This is a genomic window from Mesoflavibacter sp. SCSIO 43206 (assembly GCF_019904215.1).
GTDB lineage: Bacteria > Bacteroidota > Bacteroidia > Flavobacteriales > Flavobacteriaceae > Mesoflavibacter > Mesoflavibacter zeaxanthinifaciens.
Window position 1 is genome coordinate 2,634,537 of the sequence record NZ_CP063201.1, and the last position, 16,168, is coordinate 2,650,704.

The 16,168-nt window shown below is 30.9% G+C and carries 16 protein-coding genes; 4 read left to right on the top strand and 12 right to left on the bottom strand.

Annotated elements, in window-relative coordinates; translation table 11 throughout:
* Positions 1–11: 11 nt before the first annotated feature.
* The gene (locus INR78_RS12055; RefSeq protein WP_223076705.1) at positions 12–428 is read right to left on the bottom strand and encodes a thiol-disulfide oxidoreductase DCC family protein; all 417 of its coding nucleotides are present in this window, start codon (positions 426–428) and stop codon (positions 12–14) included.
* Between the two features lie 41 nt (positions 429–469).
* Here INR78_RS12055 and INR78_RS12060 point away from each other — a divergent pair, with 41 nt between their 5' ends.
* Positions 470–928, top strand: coding sequence for a DUF962 domain-containing protein (locus tag INR78_RS12060; protein ID WP_027879032.1), 459 nt, complete (start codon positions 470–472; stop codon positions 926–928).
* A 1-nt stretch (position 929) separates the two neighbouring features.
* Here INR78_RS12060 and INR78_RS12065 read toward each other — a convergent pair whose 3' ends face one another.
* The 4 genes from INR78_RS12065 to INR78_RS12080 all read right to left on the bottom strand — a co-directional run bounded on the left by INR78_RS12065 (position 930) and on the right by INR78_RS12080 (position 6,104).
* A complete protein-coding gene (locus INR78_RS12065; protein ID WP_223076706.1) occupies positions 930–3,104 on the bottom strand; it encodes a DNA mismatch repair protein MutS in 2,175 nt (724 codons plus the stop codon).
* 100 nt (positions 3,105–3,204) lie between these two features.
* Positions 3,205–3,918, bottom strand: a complete 714-nt coding sequence (locus INR78_RS12070; protein ID WP_223076707.1) for a DUF3307 domain-containing protein — start codon at positions 3,916–3,918, stop codon at positions 3,205–3,207.
* Positions 3,915–4,514, bottom strand: a complete 600-nt coding sequence (locus INR78_RS12075) for a SatD family protein (protein WP_223076708.1) — start codon at positions 4,512–4,514, stop codon at positions 3,915–3,917. The genes INR78_RS12070 and INR78_RS12075 overlap by 4 nt, the downstream gene beginning before the upstream one ends.
* Positions 4,515–4,610: 96 nt before the next feature.
* Entirely contained in the window at positions 4,611–6,104 is a 1,494-nt protein-coding gene (locus INR78_RS12080) for a YfcC family protein (protein WP_223076709.1), read from the bottom strand.
* Between the two features lie 347 nt (positions 6,105–6,451).
* Between INR78_RS12080 and INR78_RS12085 the strand changes: the two genes are divergently transcribed.
* The gene (locus INR78_RS12085; RefSeq protein ID WP_223076710.1) at positions 6,452–7,117 is read left to right on the top strand and encodes a uracil-DNA glycosylase; all 666 of its coding nucleotides are present in this window, start codon (positions 6,452–6,454) and stop codon (positions 7,115–7,117) included.
* A gap of 204 nt (positions 7,118–7,321) precedes the next feature.
* Here the strand turns inward: INR78_RS12085 and INR78_RS12090 are convergent, their stop codons facing one another.
* The 5 genes from INR78_RS12090 to INR78_RS12110 form a co-directional block, all read right to left on the bottom strand.
* Complete coding sequence (locus INR78_RS12090) at positions 7,322–8,176, bottom strand: substrate-binding domain-containing protein (protein WP_223076711.1); 855 nt, start codon at positions 8,174–8,176, stop codon at positions 7,322–7,324.
* A gap of 61 nt (positions 8,177–8,237) precedes the next feature.
* Positions 8,238–9,107: a nucleoside phosphorylase gene (locus INR78_RS12095; RefSeq protein WP_223076712.1), complete on the bottom strand. Its 870-nt coding sequence runs from the start codon at positions 9,105–9,107 to the stop codon at positions 8,238–8,240.
* Positions 9,107–10,039 carry a DUF1835 domain-containing protein gene (locus INR78_RS12100; RefSeq protein WP_223076713.1) on the bottom strand — a complete coding sequence of 311 codons (933 nt, stop codon included), beginning with the start codon at positions 10,037–10,039 and terminating at the stop codon, positions 9,107–9,109. Before INR78_RS12100 ends, INR78_RS12095 begins: the two co-directional genes overlap by 1 nt.
* A 2-nt stretch (positions 10,040–10,041) precedes the next feature.
* The gene (locus tag INR78_RS12105; RefSeq protein WP_223076714.1) at positions 10,042–10,368 is read right to left on the bottom strand and encodes a translation initiation factor; all 327 of its coding nucleotides are present in this window, start codon (positions 10,366–10,368) and stop codon (positions 10,042–10,044) included.
* 71 nt (positions 10,369–10,439) lie between these two features.
* On the bottom strand, positions 10,440–11,387 hold the full coding sequence (locus INR78_RS12110) for an isopenicillin N synthase family oxygenase (protein ID WP_223076715.1): 948 nt from the start codon (positions 11,385–11,387) through the stop codon (positions 10,440–10,442).
* 135 nt (positions 11,388–11,522) lie between these two features.
* Between INR78_RS12110 and INR78_RS12115 the strand changes: the two genes are divergently transcribed.
* Positions 11,523–13,499, top strand: coding sequence for a thiamine pyrophosphate-dependent enzyme (locus tag INR78_RS12115; RefSeq protein WP_223076716.1), 1,977 nt, complete (start codon positions 11,523–11,525; stop codon positions 13,497–13,499).
* Positions 13,500–13,535: 36 nt separating this feature from the next.
* Here the strand turns inward: INR78_RS12115 and INR78_RS13660 are convergent, their stop codons facing one another.
* Positions 13,536–13,667: a hypothetical protein gene (locus tag INR78_RS13660; RefSeq protein ID WP_255593076.1), complete on the bottom strand. Its 132-nt coding sequence runs from the start codon at positions 13,665–13,667 to the stop codon at positions 13,536–13,538.
* Positions 13,668–14,028: 361 nt separating this feature from the next.
* Between INR78_RS13660 and INR78_RS12120 the strand changes: the two genes are divergently transcribed.
* Positions 14,029–14,793, top strand: coding sequence for a hypothetical protein (locus INR78_RS12120; protein ID WP_223076717.1), 765 nt, complete (start codon positions 14,029–14,031; stop codon positions 14,791–14,793).
* Here INR78_RS12120 and INR78_RS12125 read toward each other — a convergent pair.
* A complete protein-coding gene (locus INR78_RS12125; protein WP_223076718.1) occupies positions 14,786–16,168 on the bottom strand; it encodes a TolC family protein in 1,383 nt (460 codons plus the stop codon). The two genes, INR78_RS12120 and INR78_RS12125, sit on opposite strands and share 8 nt — an antisense overlap.

The following is a 16,168-nucleotide window of genomic DNA, read 5'->3' on the forward strand; positions in this document are numbered from 1 at the left end:
CGAGAACAATATTACTCCAAAAATTTGCTCTTTAACTCTGGTGTAGGAATCATACAAGCTTCTTTTTTACCGTACCATTTGTAGCGGTTTTTGGCTATAAAATCGTAAACCATATTTCTGATAAAAGCAGGAACAATTAAAAACACAGAAAGTAGAGCGTAAGGAAATCCTAAATCTTTAGCTATATATAATGCTGCTGTAGATTTCAACTTAAGTCCTTTTTCTTCAGAATATAATAAAATTGAATCTGTTTTTGCGGTATTAATATTGTATTTTCTAATGATTTCTTGTCCAGCCTTACCTTGTAAAGGAGCAAACATAAACTTATTCTTTTTGTCTTGCTTTATAACAAATTGAACAGAGTTATTGCATAGGTTGCAAACACCATCAAAAAGTATTAATTGTTTATGCTTTGGTAAGTGATTCATAATAACAAAAATAATTTAATATATTTACAAAAACCAATTATATGAGAACAGCTAAAGAATGGTTTGATAGTTACGCAGTAAGCCATCAAAATCCAACAAATATTTCTATTCACTTTATTTGTGTGCCAGCTATTTTTTTAAGTATAGTAGGTCTGTTTATGTCTATTCCTAGCGGTTTTTTAAGTCGTTTTTTACCACATCCTATTATTGCTAACTGGGCTTTTGTTGTGTTAGCTTTTGTTTTAGTGTTTTTTTATTTTAGAATGTCTTTAAAAATTGGTTTACAAATGCTGTTTTTTTCTGCATTTTGTCTAATAGTAAATTACTTTATAGCTCAATATTTTAATTTGGCAATTACATCAATAATAATATTTGTCTTAGCATGGATTGGCCAATTTTATGGGCATAAAGTTGAAGGTAAAAAACCAAGCTTTATTGATGATTTACAGTTTTTGTTAATTGGTCCAGCTTGGGTTATTTACAAAATGTTTGGTAAATAGTTTACTTTTTCACCGCTTCTACCAATTCTAATTGGTCTAAACTTACATTGGTCGTAAAAATACCGTAGTTAACAACAGCTTTTCCTTTGTCGTCAATGCTATCAATACTTCCAACAGCTTTACCATCTTCCATACGAACGCGATCACCAACTTTTAAAACTGGTTTTGGTGGTGCAGGTTTTTCAGCTTCTTTTTTCTTCGCTTCTTTCTTTTTCTTACGTATAACTTCTACCTTTTTCTCTGCTTCTTGTTTTATTTGTTGTTGTTTTGCTTTTTCGGCTTTTGCTTGTTTGGCAGATTGTTTTTTACGTTTAGAATTTTCAATTTGGACAAGCTTAAACAACTCAGACATCAATTCGCGTTTACGCTTATTGTTAAAGTAACCTTCGGCTAAATCATTTACTTTTTGACCTAAATAAATCAAACGCTGATTGCTATCATACAATTCTTGATAGCTTTCTAATTTTTTCTGAATTTTAGCATTAATCTCTTCTAACTTATCAGCTTCAGATTGCTTTTTCTTTTCGTTTTTCTTTAGGTTTTCGCCTGTTTTTTCAAGCTTTGCGCGTTCTTTTTGAAGCTTAGCAATTGTTGCATCAAAACGTACTTTACTACGTTCTATCTTCTTTTTAGCACGGTTAATTAAGCTATACGGAATTCCGTTTTTTTGTGCAACTTCAAAAGTAAAACTACTTCCTGCTTGTCCTAATGCTAGTTTGTACATTGGCTCTAACGTACGCTCGTTAAACATCATGTTGGCGTTAATCATTTCATCCTTTTCATTAGCTAACAGCTTTAAATTAGCATAATGCGTCGTGATAATTCCAAATGCTTTACGGGCATAAAATTCTTCTAAAAACGTTTCGGCTAACGCGCCACCAAGTTCTGGATCCGATCCTGTACCAAATTCATCTATTAAAAACAGCGTATTCTTGTTTATTTTCTTTAAGAAATAATTCATCTGTTTTAAACGATAACTGTAGGTACTTAAATGATTTTCAATAGATTGATTATCTCCAATATCACTAACAATACGGTCGAACAAGCAAACTTTACTGCGTTCATGCACCGGAATTAACAATCCGGATTGTAGCATTACTTGTAATAAACCAACAGTTTTTAAGGTGATACTTTTTCCGCCAGCATTAGGTCCAGAAATAACTATAATGCGACTATCTTCTTTAAGCTGGATAGTTTGCGGATGTGTTGTTTCTTTTTTTTCTAAATTATTTAAATAGAGTAGTGGATGAAAGGCATCACGTAAGTATAACTCGCGATTTTCTGTGATTTCTGGTAAAATCGCATTCATCGATTTGGCATATTTTGCTTTTGCCGAAATCACATCTATTTTAGTTAAAAACGATTGATAAAGCTCTAAAAGCGGTAAATAAAACCTAATGTAATTAGTTACTTCTTTTAAGATACGTACAACTTCTTCGCCTTCTTCGTATTGTAAATTGTTAAGTTCTCTAGTGTGCTGTAAGGTGGTTTCTGGCTCTATATAAACAATGCTTCCTGTTTTGCTTCCGCCCATAATGGCGCCTTTAACCTTACGTCTGTACATCGCTTTTACAGCCAATACACGTTTATTATCAACTACAGATTCTCTAATGTCGTCTAGGTATTCTAAATTATGATAATGGTTTAGAGCACTAGTAAAACTTGAGTTAATCTTTCCTTTTAACTTGTTAATTTGTTGGCGTAGTTGGTATAATGTTGGAGAAGCATCGTCTTTAACCTCGTTAAATCGGTTAATTACACTGTCTATTTTGTCTATGATGTCTGTAGTGACTTCAATTTTATTGCTAAACTGCTGTAAAGTTGGATAATAGGTTTCAAACTTTTTAAAAAATTTGATTAAATCGTTACTGGTTAATGATATAGAAACTAATTTTTTCAGACTATGTGGCTCTAAAAAAGTGTTTTCAATTTTTAGTAGCTTTAATTCTTTTGTAATTGAATCGAAACCGTGATTTGGTATGCGATTATCGTTATAAAAAGACGAAATATACTCGTTAGTTAATTGTAACGAAAACAGTAACGTCTCTTTGTCTTTGTATGGCGAAATAGAAAGCGCAGCTTCATTACCCAAAGCAGTGATACAATACTCACTAACTTGGTTTAAAACGGTAGCAAACTCTAAATCTTGTAATGTTTTTTGATGAATGTTTATCATAGGTAAACTCTGCAAGGCAGATTTCTCTTTTTCTTTGTTTTGTTTGCAAATTTACGGAAATGTAAATTGAAATTTTAAAAGTCTTTATTTACTTGATATGCTAATTTTTTATAACAAAATTAAAAAGTAAACCAACAGCTATAGCGATACCAAAGCTTAACAATGTACCTATTAGGACATATTCGGTAAGTTTTCTGTTTTTAGCTTTAGATAAATCACCAAATCTAAATACAGATTTTGCAGTAATTAGCAATCCAATAGCGCTCCATTGATTTAACACGATAAATCCAAAGACAAACAAACGCTCTAGTATGCCTATGTATTTTCCTGCTTTATCTAAAGAGTTTTCTGCATCGTCTTCATCTAACTTCCATTTGTTCATTATTAGTTGCATAATTACTGAAGAAACTGAAGTTAATGTCATTAATGCTAATAACAAAGCTATGACTTCTTTAGAGTAAATACTATTAATATCAAACTTATAGTTTGTATATAAAGCTGAAACAATTAGTATTACTATAATATGTGCTATCTGGTCTGCAATAAACAGGTAGTGCGCTTTTATTTTATTATTTAGATAGAGTTTTATTAAATCTATTATATAATGAGATACTGTAATAACTAAAATACCTATCCAGAAACTAAATTTAAACTTTAAAAGGATTATTAAGGCTAAAGCATGTATAATGACATGAAAATAAAGGTATTTTGATTTATGCTTCTTTTTATTTTTTTGCTTAACCCATTTTTTTGGTTGTAACACAAAATCACCAATTACGTGAGCTAATAATAGTTTTAATAAAAGTACAATCATAGGTTTAAGATTTGTTCTTTATAGAACGCGTTTAACTGCATAATTTCTTCATATCCGCCTCTTTTTAAAGCTTCGCTAATGGTGCTTTGAGATTTTCCTAAAAGTAAAGCAATGTCATTTTGGTTTTTTTCAGGATTTTCTATTACTGTACTAATTACCTTTGCAACAGTATTACTCCAACTATTGGCTGTTAACAAAGCTAGATTAATCATAATATTAATCGTGTTGTCCCATTTTTTGTTTTCAGATACAACTGTTAATGTTTGTTTTTTAAGAGATTCAAAACCTTCACCAGAATTAACAAAAGCAGTTCCGTTAGATTCAGATATAGTTTTACTATCATAAGATTGTTCTCCTAAACCTATTGCAATACGTACGTCATAAGGTTTTACTTGTTTTATTACAGCCTTAATATGCAAAGCTATACGTAAAGCATTTTCTGGATTTGTTTTTAATTGAAAACTATCGCCTCTAAATATTTCCCAATCTTTTGGTGTCTGTCCATAAAGATTAAGCGTTGACTTTAGTTGATTTAACCACAAGGATGTTTGACCTTGTCTAGAATTAATAATATCTCCTGTTAATACTGCTATCATGTATATTTTTTTATAAAGATATCGTTTTAAAACACGATTACCAAAAAAATCGTCTTATAAACCGATATTTTAAAATATCGTTATATAAGGCTATAATTATAAGTAGCAAGATATTGTCATTACAATTAATGTAAAAACAACTAGAGTAATAAATAGAGGCATTATAAACTTTAACCATTTATCAAAACCAATTTTTACTACTACTAAAGAGGCTAATATCAAACCTGTAGGGTTAATCATATAAAATAATCCCATACCATATTGGTAGGCATTAACTACAATTTCTCTTCCAATTCCCACGCTATCTGCTAACGGAGACATAATTGGCATAGTCAACACAGCCATACCAGAACTACTAGGTATAAAAAATGATAAGCCTGCGTAGATTGCAGTCATAGCGCTTGCAAAAACACCTTTATTCATGCCTTCTGTTGCAGAACTAGCATAATACAATAAAGTATCACTTATTAATCCATCTACCATAATTACGGTAACGCCACGTGCAATACCAATAATTAGTGCAACGCCTAATAAATCGCTTGCGCCTCTAACAAAAGTGTCAATAAAATCGGTTTCTTTAATTTTTGCAATAACACCTATAATAATTGCGCCTACTAAAAATGTCGCAGTCATTTCTGTATACCAAAACCCTTGAATAGAAACTACTCCATAAATCATTACTATAAAACATAAAGTGAAAACAATTAATGCTAAACGTAATCTACCATTAAAATCTATCACTTTTTTATCGTGTTTAAACAGTGCTGCAATTTGTTGATGTTGGTCGTAAACTATAGATTTTGTAGGGTCATTTTGTACGCGTTTACCGTAGCGAATAATATAAATTAAAGCAATAGTTAAACACGCTAATAGCATAAATAATCGTCCCCAAATCCCGGTTTTCCAAGCAATACCAGCAGCATCACTTGCAATAATAACACTAAACGGATTAACTGTAGAACACATGGTGCCAATTGTGCTCCCTAAAAAGATACACGCAATACCAACAATAGCGTCGTAACGTGCTGCTAAAAACACAGGAATTAAAATAGGGAAGAAGGCAATAGTTTCTTCAGCAAAACCAAAGGTTGTTCCTCCTGCAGCAACTAATATTGTCACAAATATGATTAGGATAAATTCTCGTCCTTTTAATGCGTTAGCCAACCAACCAATTCCTGCGTCAAAAGCTCCTGTACTATTAATAATACCAATTAATCCACCAATAATTAGGACTAAAAAAATAATATCTGCTGCTTCTATAACTCCTTTAATTGGCGACTTTACAAAATCGAAAAACCCTTGTGGCTTGGCTTTTAATTGATGATAGGTATTTGGAATATTTATTGGTTTATAAATATCTCCGTTTGTAAATTTTTCTAGAGGGATTTTAATATTTAAGTTTTCTAAAGTTTGTTGAGTTGCTGGTAAATTTTCAGTTTCAGTGATACCAGTTTTAGTAAATGTGTTGTCAGCACTGTTATAGCCTAAAGTTTCATATTTTCCTGCAGGAATAACCCAAGTTAATAAAGTTACTAATCCTGCAATGATTAGTAAAATGGTTTGTGCTGAAGGGAATTTTAGTTTTTTCATATGTATTAAATACTTATTATAATCTGAGAACTATTTTAAATTTTAATTTAAAGATGCTTCGACAAGCTTAGCATGACAATTAATTTATGTTGTCATGTCGAATGTATATGAAATATCGCATAATGCTTTTTCTAAATAATGCGATTTCTCCTTTTCAGTCGAAATGACTTATTTTATTTTGTCATATCGAACGCATGTGAGATATCTCATAATGCTTGTTGCAATAAGTGCTGTAATTTCTTTCTTAAGATCGAAATGACAAACATTTTTAAAAAATAAAGATAGTATTATTTTTATCTTTGAAAGCACTTCAGTATTTAGAAGACTACCATTTTATTTACAAACTTATGAACGTTGATATTAACCCAAGTTGGAACGCTATTTTACAAGACGAATTTGATAAACCGTATTTTAAAAAATTAGCCGAATTTGTAAAGGAAGAATATAGAGAATATCAATGCTTTCCGCCAGAAAACCTAATATTTAATGCGTTTAAAAAATGTACGTTAGATCAATTAAAAGTCGTTATTATTGGTCAAGATCCGTATCATAATTACGATCAAGCCAATGGATTGTGTTTTAGTGTTAATGATGGTGTTGCGCATCCGCCATCTTTAGTTAATATTTTTAAAGAAATTGAAACAGATGTAAAAAAAACATATCCAAAAAGTGGAAATTTAGAACGTTGGGCAGAGCAAGGTGTGTTTTTACTAAATGCAACGTTAACTGTTAGAGCGCATGAAGCTGGTAGCCATCAAAAACACGGTTGGGAAACCTTTACAGATGCTGTTATTAAAACAATAAGTGAACAAAAAGAAAATGTCATATTTTTACTTTGGGGCGGATTTGCTAAGAAAAAAGCCAAACTAATTGACAATGAAAAACACCATATTTTAACATCAGGTCATCCGTCGCCTTTAAGTGCTAATCGTGGGTACTGGTTTGGAAATAAGCATTTTAGTAAGACTAATGCTGTTTTAAAGAATAATGGGTTAGAGGAGATAGAGTGGTAATTATTTTTTTAAAATGCGTTTGCCAAGCAAAATCACTATAACTAATGGTAAAAAATATACTATGAACTGAAATGTTAATGTTGAAGATTTTTCAGTAGCATTTCCGCTAGAGCCAAAAATTAAAAAAGCTATCAAAATTTCAACGTAAACTATAATTAAATAGAGTAGTGCTAAACCAATAATTTTTAGAATTGTTTTCATGGTCTACAACTCTGCAACAAGATCGTTATAGTTCCACTTTTCTTCTATAATATTCAAATCAAATAGTTGATCTTGTACTTTTTTTATTGTCGCTTCAGAGATGTTTTCTTGACTCCATTCGGTAAGACTTAACCATTCTTGTACATCTTCTAATTCTTGCTCATATCTATTAGCAATCATGCGATCAATACTTGGTATATCTTTAAACTCTGAAGTAGTAGCATTAACAATATCTAAAATGGTTTTTACATCTTCTTTGTTAGTTTTTAAAAACTCTTCTCTAACTGCTATCACAAAACATGGCCAAGGAGAAGGACAATTACCAACACGTCTAAATGTACCGTTATCTACTAAAGGTTTTGTGGTAAATTTTTCCCACATAAAATAATCGGCTTTACCTTCTGTAAGACCTTCAACAGCGCCATCTAAGTTTTTTATGACTTCAAAATCTAGATCTTTTTCTAAATCCCAATTATTATTTTTTGCGTTAACATAAGCCATTAAATGAGAACCTGATCCATACCTGCTTATGGCTGCTTTTGTTCCTTTAAGACTTTCTATTGTATTATAATCTGATTTAGAAGCGACGTGAATTCCCCAAATTAATGGCGACTCTACAAAGACTTGAACAATTTTAGACTTATTACCTGCTATTATATCTTTAATAATACCTTCTGTTAAGATAACAGCCATATCTATATCACCATCGCGTAAACCTTTGTTCATTGCGCCTGTTCCTCCAAAATAGTCTTTCCAACGTAGATTTATGCCTGCATCTTTATATTCTCCATTTTTTAAGCCTAAATACCAAGCCAGATTGAAATGTTCTGGTACGCCACCAATGTTTATTTGTTTCATTTAATGTATTGTTATGTTTTTCCGCGAAAGCGAAATTCTTAGATATGTTTAAAAAGTTTAATTACTTTGTAAACTTATCAAGCGTGTATTCTATTAAGTTTTCGACTACTTTTTTTGGATCCTTACTGAAAGTACCATTAGCACGATTTGCAATTATTGCATTAAGTGATAGTGCATTGTGGCCTAAAAGTTTTGATAGACCGTAAATTACAGATGTTTCCATCTCTAGGTTTGTGACTCTAAAACCATCATGGTTAAATGTATCCATTTTTTGGTTTAAATCTGCATCAAAAAGAGGTAATCTTAACACTCTACCTTGTGGACCGTAAAATCCACCAGCTGTTGCTGTCATGCCTTTAAAAATATTTGACCCTTCAAATTGTATTTCTAAAGCTTTACTATTATTTATGATAATTGGACGTGCTTTTTTACTGTCCCAATTTGTAAAGTTTATAAAGGCATCTTCGATTTCTGGATTACTAATATTATCTATCTGATAAAAGTGTAGCATTCCATTTAAATCTAATGCATGCGATGACATTAAAAATGAATCTACAGGTATATCTGCTTGCAAAGAGCCAGAAGTACCAACACGTACAATATTTAATGATGTTAGATTTTCTTTAGGTTGTCTAGTCTTTAAATCTATGTTTACTAAAGCATCTAATTCATTTAAGACAATATCTATGTTATCTGGTCCAATACCTGTTGATATAACACTTAAACGTTTGCCTTTATAAGTCCCAGTTTGTGTTTTAAATTCTCTTTTTTGTGTGGTAAATTCGATCGAATCAAAGTGTTTTGTTATTTTTTCGACACGATCTTGATCTCCTACAAAAATTATGGTATCTGATATATGTTCTGGTTTTAAATTAAGGTGGTAAACACTACCATCTGGATTTAAGATTAGTTCTGATTCTTGTATTGCCATTATTTGATGGTATTTACTAATTTACTTTCGGTTTTTAAATATTGGAAATCTGACTTTTTTACGCCTCCAAATTGGAAGTCTGATTTCATTTCTTCAAAAAAGTTTTTTTGGTGCTCTAAAGCTAAATGACCGCTTCTGTTAAGGGTTAACTGTTCTTCTTTTTCGTCATAGAATATTGAAATATTATCAATTATTCTTTTTATTTGAATATCTCCATATCCGTAATAGCCTTGATAATGCAAGCCATAACCAAGTAAATGATGGCGATCTTTTATTTTATACTCATTAATTAGCTTTAAAAGATTATACTCCATCATGTTTAATCCTGATCTTGTATCTGGAAAACGTTTCATGTGCGCTTTTAAACAATTGCTCATGTAAATGTAATTAGATGGACGTATAATTAATTCTTTTAATAAGTTATGGTTATTTTCGCAATATACACGCCAAGCTTTTTGTGCAAAAGCTATATCGTCTACATTTAATTGAATACGGTTTTCGTAATTAAAATTAATTTGTTTTGGAGTTAATTCTCCAAAGCCTTTTAGTTGTTTTTCTCCTTCAATTTTCCCACAATTAACTAAGTAAATAGGTAATTGACATTTTTTTTGTTTTAGAAGACTTATTGCGGCTATCATATTGATGTGGCAAAACAGATCATATTCAAACCAAAGGATAACTTCTTCGTAACTTTCTAATTTTGAAAGTTTATCTAGCTCTTTTTTAAAAACTTCTGCTTTGTAAGGAATATTATAAGTAGACTCGATAAATTTTTTTCTAATACTGAAAAAATTATCATTGTCTATTTCTTTTGTAGTAGGTCCAACGCACAACATTTCGTGCCATGTTAGCATATCGCCTTCAAAATCTAATTTGGTTAAATACTCTGTTAATACACCACCATTTGTAATATGAAGCGTTTTTTTACCCATAATTAGCCTCCAACACGTTTTACATTAAAGCCTTTATCTTTTAATATTTCCATAATTTTATCACGATAATCACCTTGAATAATGATTTTATCGTTTTTAAAACTACCACCAACGCTTAGTTTTTGTTTTAACTCTTTGGATAGTAGTTTAAAATCTTCATCAGCACCAGTATATCCTTCTAAAATTGTAATGGGCTTTCCTTTACGTTTTTCGTATTTACAAATTATAGGATCATCTTGTAACCAAATGTTGCTTTCTTCTTGCTGTTCTTCGGTTTCTTCAGGGACGTGATCAGGAAATAGATTTTTTAATTGATCTTGTAAATCCATGTTATTTAGTATACAGTATCAGTTTACAGTCACAATTATTTAGAAGAAATAACTGTGACTGTGACTGAAAACTATTTTTTTAATCCTAATTCTCTTAATCGTTGTTCTAAAAACTCTCCAGCAGTAATATCTTCATATTGCTTAGGGTTGTTTTCGTCTACACAACTATCTAATACATCTAATTTCATTTCACTAATTGGATGCATAAAGAAAGGAATAGAGTAGCGAGACGTACCCCATAATTCTCTTGGCGGATTAACAACACGGTGAATTGTAGATTTTAATCTATTATTAGTATGGCGTGATAACATATCACCAACGTTAATCATTAATTCATCAGGTTCAGCAATAGCATCAATCCAATCTCCATTATGGTTTTGAACTTGTAAACCACGACCTTGTGCACCCATTAATAAAGTGATTAAATTAATATCACCATGTGCTGCTGCACGAACCGCATTATCTGGTTCTTGAGTAATTGGTGGGTAATGAATTGGTCTTAAAATTGAATTTCCGTTATGGATATAATTATCAAAATACGTTTCTTCTAAACCTAAGTGAAGCGCTAAAGCACGTAATACATACTTAGCCGTTTTTTCTAAAGTTTGGTATGCTTTTTTTCCAACGACATTAAAATTAGGAACTTCTTTAACTTCTACATTTTCTGGGTATTCTTTGGCGCGTTTTGGATCATCTTCTACGTATTGTCCAAAGTGCCAGAATTCTTTTAAATCACCTTCTTTTTTACCTTTTGCACTTTCTTTTCCAAAAGACACATATCCACGTTGTCCACCAATGCCAGGTATTTCGTATTTCTGCTTAGTTTCTACAGGTAATTCAAAAAAGTTCTTTATTTCTTCGTATAAATCGTCTACTAATTTATCGTCTAAAAAATGACCTTTAAGAGCTACAAAACCTATCTCTTCGTAAGCCTTACCAATTTCATCTACAAATTTTTGTTTTCTCTTAGGATCATCAGATAGAAAATCCTCTAAATTAACACTAGGTATTTTATTCATAATGTGTAAAAATTATAATCTTCTAACTACAAATGTAACGAAAACTAAGCAAAAACAGTAGTTTATTTTATTCGTAATTATACTATATTTGGCATAGTATATATTATCATATTTTCAATTATTGAAAGCTTATTAATGAAATTTGACAAATCAACCCTAAATAACGATACGCTGTTAGATCTTTACAAGCGTTTACTTAAACCTAGATTAATTGAAGAAAAGATGCTTATTTTGCTTAGACAAGGTAAAATAAGTAAATGGTTTTCTGGTATTGGGCAAGAAGCCATAGCGGTAGGAGTAACATCTGCTATGCAAGACGAAGAGTATATTTTACCAATGCACCGTAACTTAGGTGTTTTTACAACAAGAAACATCCCGTTATACCGTTTATTCTCGCAGTGGCAAGGAAAAGCTAATGGGTTTACAAAAGGTAGAGACAGAAGTTTTCATTTTGGTACACAGCAATATAAGATTGTAGGTATGATTAGCCATTTGGGACCACAATTTGGTGTAGCAGATGGTATTGCTTTAGCTTCTAAACTAAAAAACAAAAACCAAGTAACTACAGTGTTTACAGGTGAAGGCGGAACAAGTGAAGGCGATATACACGAAGCCTTAAACGTTGCTTCTGTATGGCAATTACCTGTGCTATTTTGTATAGAAAACAACGGTTATGGTTTGTCTACACCAACAAAAGAGCAATACAACTGTGAGAATTTAGCAGACCGTGCTATTGGTTACGGTATGGAAAGTCATATTATAGATGGCAATAATATTTTAGAGGTTTACACAAAAATTTCTGAAATTACAGAAAGCATCCGTAAAAATCCTCGTCCTGTATTAATTGAATTTAAAACCTTTAGAATGCGTGGTCATGAAGAGGCTAGTGGTACCAAATACGTACCGCAAGATTTGATGGATCAATGGGCTAAAAAAGATCCAATTGAAAACTATCAAGAATTTTTAAAAAATGAAGGTATTTTAACCGATGAAGAAGAAGTTAAAATTAAAGAAGATATTATCCACGAAATAAACGAGCATTTAGAAATCGCTTTCGCGGAAGAACCAATCACGCCACATTTAAGCACTGAATTAAATGATGTTTTTCAAGAGGTTAAATACCAAGAAGTTAAACCGAAAGAAAACATGTCAGAATTACGTTTAGTTGATGCTATTTCTGAAGGGTTAAAACAATCTATGCAACGTCACGAAGATCTTGTAATTATGGGACAAGATGTTGCAGAATATGGTGGTGTTTTTAAAATTACAGAAGGCTTTGTTGAAGCTTTTGGTAAAGAGCGTGTTCGTAATACTCCTATTTGTGAATCTGCCATTATAGAATCTGCAATGGGATTAAGTATTGCTGGTATTAAAAGTGTTGTAGAGCTACAGTTTAGTGATTTTGTAACCTCTGGTTTTAATCCAGTAGTTAACTATTTAGCAAAATCACATTACCGTTGGAACCAAAATGCAGATGTGGTATTACGTATGCCTTGTGGTGCAGGTGTTGCTGCTGGACCATTTCATAGTCAAACTAATGAAGCTTGGTTTACAAAAACTCCAGGCTTAAAAGTTGTATTTCCAGCGTTTCCTTATGATGCAAAAGGTTTATTAGCTACAGCTATTAATGATCCAAATCCTGTATTATTCTTTGAACACAAAGCGTTATATAGAAGTATTAGACAAGATGTACCAACAGATTACTACACACTACCATTTGGCAAAGCTTCATTATTAAAAGAAGGTAATGATATAACAATTGTTGCTTATGGAGCTGCAGTACATTGGGCTTTAAACACATTAGATGCACATCCTAATATCTCAGCAGATGTTATAGATTTAAGAACACTGCAACCTTTAGATACAGAAGCTATCTATACTTCTGTTAAAAAAACAGGTAAAGCTATTATTCTGCAAGAAGATTCTTTATTTGGTGGTATTGCTAGTGATATTTCATCTTTAATAATGGAACATTGTTTTGAATATTTAGATGCACCAGTAAAACGTGTAGCCAGTTTAGATACACCAATACCTTTTATTAATCAGTTAGAAGAACAATATTTAGCAAAAGGAAAATTTGAAGAAGAACTATTAAAATTATTAGAGTATTAAAATAAAAAAGCAAGTGAGTTTCACTTGCTTTTTTTATTAGTGTGCATAGCGTTTAACGCCTCGCCATAATCCGTTTTTTGTACAACTAAACCTAAAGATTTCTCTATTACAGTGTACGTTTGATAAAGTATTTTGATTTAGTCTTCTTATAATTTTTGGTGTTTTCATGATCTTTGTGGTTTAGTTGTTATTTACTTAGTGTCTATAACGTCTTTTACTATTCCAAACGTTACTTTTGGTTCCTTTTAAAGTTTCTGATAATCGATTGTTGTTTAAAGTTCTCATAATTAATAGTTTTATTTGATTGATTTAAAATGATTTACACCTATATGACGAGTATAAAACAAAAATGTTACAGTACTTTGTATAACATAATACTGTTTTAACAGTTTTTAACATTTATGTATATTGTAAAAAAATTAATAAAACCCTTATTGCTTGTAGTGTTAATAGTAAATTAACAAGGATTAATATAATTTTAGTATTTAGGTATAGTTTTTGAATTAATTTAGTACCAATTAATTTAAACATGAAGATTTTAATTTCATTCTTAATATTTTTTTCTATTACAGTATCAAGTGTTTCGCAAATTGATAGTGAAAGAATTGGTATTGCAATACCTGCTGAAGAAACAGAAGATCCAAAAGATGATCCAGAATTAATCATTGAACCTGTAGAAGAGCAGCAAAATGATATAAAACCAGACGATAACGATAATGTAGTAACTGCACCAAAAGATGCTAAAACAGAAGCTCTACCTAAAAAAGAATTTTCTATGGTAGAAAAAAATAATTTGAGAAATCCTGGTGAATTATTTAAAAAACAACTAGATAGGCAATTAAAATTTAAAGAAGACGACGAAAAAAGTAATAACGGTAGCTTAGTTAATCAGTTTTTAGGTGAATATCGTACCACAGCAAAAGCCGTAAACATTATTTATCGTGATCATCAATATCCTGATGGTGATAAAATTAGAGTATTTATCAATAAAGACATTGTTGTACCTAGTGTTGTTTTAACATCTGGATTTAATGGGTTGCTGTTACCTTTAGATGAAGGTATTAATGAAATAGACTTTTTAGCTTTAAACCAAGGGACTTCTGGTCCTAACACTGCAGAGTTTCAGGTGTTAGATGAATTTGGAAATGTTATTGCTGTTAACCAATGGAACTTAGCAACAGGTGTAAAAGCAACGATTATTGTAGTAAAAGAAAAAGATAGTCCGCTAAAACTAAAGTCTCAAAGTGTAGAAAAAAATGATTCTACACAAACTTCAAATAATAAATCTAATTAGGTAATACGCCTAAACTATTAAACAATTTTGCTTTAGTTGAAAGAAATTTATTTTCAAGTTTTACAGCTTTAACCTGTACTTCAATTAATTTATTTTCTCTCGTATTAATTAAAAATACAGAGCTTTCTCCAAAACTAAATTTACGTTCTTCTGCTTTTAACATAGCATCATAATCTTGAACTATGTCTTTAATAAGTTTGTTTTGTGTAACGTAAGATTCTAATTCTTTAGTAATAGCGTCTATTTTATTTTTTAATTGTAATTCGGTATCAGATAACTCAAAATTAGCATCTTGTACTTTTAGTTTAGATAGTTTTAAATCACCACGTTCTTTTCTTAAAAATAAAGGAAAAGCAGCACTTATTTTTGCTTTGTATGCTGATGAATTAAAGGAATTTGAAATATCTGGTGTTTCGGTTAAAAAGTTATATTCTAAATCTATTTTAGGTAGTAATTTATTAGCTTTTAATTTTTGATCTACGCCTAAACCATCTATTTTTCTTTGTAAAGCAATTAGTTTTGGATGATTATTTAACTGAAAACTTTCTAATTGATTTAAAGCTAAAACATTATCAATTTCTTCTTCATTAATTGTTACTGGTTTTATAGTTTCGCTAATATCTACAGGTGTTTGGTTTAGCCAAATGTAATTTGAAGCTTCAAGTCTTGCTTTCATTAATTTAACTTTAGCTTGTTCTAATTCTAATTTTCTGTTTTTTACTGTTATGCCAGACTCTAAACTATCTATAGCTGCTTTATCGCCAGCTAAAACACTTGACTTTACACCATTAAATCTTGTAGTAGCGTTATTTAAAAAATTCTCATAAATTTTAGTTTCATTATAAGCTTGAACCCAATTAAAATATGCTATAGAAGCATTATAAATAACCTCATTAACCATTAGTTTACGCTCTGCAACAGTTTGTTCTCTAAAAAATTTGGCTTTTCTTAAATCTGCCATTCTTTTATTGATAAATAACCCTTGTCCAACCGAAAAAGCTACACCAGCACTAAATAAACCATCTTCAGGAACTGTATTTTCAGGATTTAAATAATATCCTGAGTTTTCTTCAAAGTTTGCTTTTAACTCTATACCGTACCATGTTGGGACTTTAAAAGTTGCGTTTAGTCTTTCGTAATATTCTGTGTTTTTGTAGTCTTTTTCGTTAAAACTACCTTCAACTTTAGGGTCAAATCCTCCACGAGCTTTTAGTAAAGTCGCTTCACCAGATGCCAACTTTAAATCTGCTTGTTTTGCAACAGGATGATATTGTTTTACATAACCTAAATATTCGGTATAACTTAAACTGTCTAAAGTTTGACCTAGTAATAGGATAGGTAAGAGGCTAAATATGAAAATAAATGTGTTTTTCAT

Excerpts from the sequence above, each read along its gene's own strand:
- INR78_RS12055 (WP_223076705.1), bottom strand. The coding sequence starts at position 428 with ATGAATCACTTACCAAAGCATAAACAATTAATACTTTTTGATGGTGTT.
- INR78_RS12070 (WP_223076707.1), bottom strand. The coding sequence starts at position 3,918 with ATGATTGTACTTTTATTAAAACTATTATTAGCTCACGTAATTGGTGAT.
- INR78_RS12065 (WP_223076706.1), bottom strand. The coding sequence starts at position 3,104 with ATGATAAACATTCATCAAAAAACATTACAAGATTTAGAGTTTGCTACC.
- INR78_RS12120 (WP_223076717.1), top strand. The coding sequence starts at position 14,029 with ATGAAGATTTTAATTTCATTCTTAATATTTTTTTCTATTACAGTATCA.
- INR78_RS12110 (WP_223076715.1), bottom strand. The coding sequence starts at position 11,387 with ATGAATAAAATACCTAGTGTTAATTTAGAGGATTTTCTATCTGATGAT.
- INR78_RS12100 (WP_223076713.1), bottom strand. The coding sequence starts at position 10,039 with ATGGGTAAAAAAACGCTTCATATTACAAATGGTGGTGTATTAACAGAG.
- INR78_RS12115 (WP_223076716.1), top strand. The coding sequence starts at position 11,523 with ATGAAATTTGACAAATCAACCCTAAATAACGATACGCTGTTAGATCTT.
- INR78_RS12105 (WP_223076714.1), bottom strand. The coding sequence starts at position 10,368 with ATGGATTTACAAGATCAATTAAAAAATCTATTTCCTGATCACGTCCCT.
- INR78_RS13660 (WP_255593076.1), bottom strand. The coding sequence starts at position 13,667 with ATGAAAACACCAAAAATTATAAGAAGACTAAATCAAAATACTTTATCA.
- INR78_RS12090 (WP_223076711.1), bottom strand. The coding sequence starts at position 8,176 with ATGAAACAAATAAACATTGGTGGCGTACCAGAACATTTCAATCTGGCT.
- INR78_RS12085 (WP_223076710.1), top strand. The coding sequence starts at position 6,452 with ATGAACGTTGATATTAACCCAAGTTGGAACGCTATTTTACAAGACGAA.
- INR78_RS12075 (WP_223076708.1), bottom strand. The coding sequence starts at position 4,514 with ATGATAGCAGTATTAACAGGAGATATTATTAATTCTAGACAAGGTCAA.
- INR78_RS12125 (WP_223076718.1), bottom strand. The coding sequence starts at position 16,168 with ATGAAAAACACATTTATTTTCATATTTAGCCTCTTACCTATCCTATTA.
- INR78_RS12080 (WP_223076709.1), bottom strand. The coding sequence starts at position 6,104 with ATGAAAAAACTAAAATTCCCTTCAGCACAAACCATTTTACTAATCATT.
- INR78_RS12060 (WP_027879032.1), top strand. The coding sequence starts at position 470 with ATGAGAACAGCTAAAGAATGGTTTGATAGTTACGCAGTAAGCCATCAA.
- INR78_RS12095 (WP_223076712.1), bottom strand. The coding sequence starts at position 9,107 with ATGGCAATACAAGAATCAGAACTAATCTTAAATCCAGATGGTAGTGTT.